At 77.1% G+C, this 1,097-nt stretch carries 1 protein-coding gene; it reads left to right on the forward strand.

Annotated features, from left to right (window positions below):
* Window positions 1–1,085 (forward strand): PP2C family protein-serine/threonine phosphatase (locus tag ACSNOD_RS31340; protein WP_436770462.1); only part of this gene is annotated, 1,085 nt, incomplete at its 5' end.
* Window positions 1,086–1,097 lie beyond the last annotated feature (12 nt).

Below are 1,097 nucleotides of genomic sequence, written 5' to 3' on the forward strand. Positions count from 1 at the left end.
CGGCCCCTCCGGTACCGTCGGCCCCGCCGGTCCCCGCGGCCCCGCCGCTACCGGCAGCGCCCCCTGTGCCGGTAGCCGATCCCGTACCGGTAGCCCATCACGCACCGGTGGCCGATCCCGTACCGGCGGCCGAGCCCGTACCCGTCGCCGACCCCGTACCGGCGGCCGCCGGCCCCCGGTGCGCCGCCTGCCGCACCGGGGTCATCGACCAGGACGGCTACTGCGAGAACTGCGGCCACGCCCGCGTGCGCGACCGCGACCACCGCGAGGAGGAACTCCACGGCGTCGCCGCCGTGACCGACCGCGGCCTGCGCCACCACCGCAACGAGGACGCGTTCGCCGTGTCGGCCGCCGTACTGCCCGACGGCGCGCCCGCCACCGTCGCCATCGTCTGCGACGGCGTCTCCTCCGCGACCCGCCCGGATGAGGCGTCCGAGGCCGCCGCCCGCACCGCGGCCGACACGCTGCTCGCCGCCCTGGCCCGCGGCGGCCACCCCCAGCGGTCGATGCACGACGCGATCGTCTCGGCCGCCGAGGCGGTCAACGCGCTGGCCGGCCGGCGGCCCGGGGAGGAGCACCAGCGCCACGACCCGTACCGCCAGGAGAACGCCCCCGCCTGCACCATCGTCGGCGCCGTGGTCACCGGCGAGCTGCTGACCGTCGGCTGGATCGGCGACAGCCGGGTGTACTGGGTGCCCGACGACCCCGCCGCGCCGCCCTCCCGGCTCACCGAGGACGACTCGTGGGCCGCGCACATGGTGCTCGCCGGGCTGATGTCGCAGGAGGAGGCGTACGCGGACGAGCGGGCGCACGCCATCACCGGATGGCTGGGGGCGGACGCGTACGAACTCGACCCGCACACCGCTTCCTTCACGCTGGACCGGCCCGGTGTGGTGGTGGTGTGCACGGACGGCCTGTGGAACTACGCGGACGACGCCCGGGACATGGCCCGAGCGGTCGCCGGCGACGCCCACGGCCGGCCGCTGACCATCGCCCGGCACCTGGTCGGGCACGCCCTGGACGGCGGGGGCCACGACAACGTGACCGTGGCCGTCCTGCCGTTCCCCGCCCGGCCCACGCCCTGACCCGTCCCGTCC

This window comes from Streptomyces sp. URMC 123 (assembly GCF_051386515.1).
Lineage (GTDB): Bacteria > Actinomycetota > Actinomycetes > Streptomycetales > Streptomycetaceae > Streptomyces.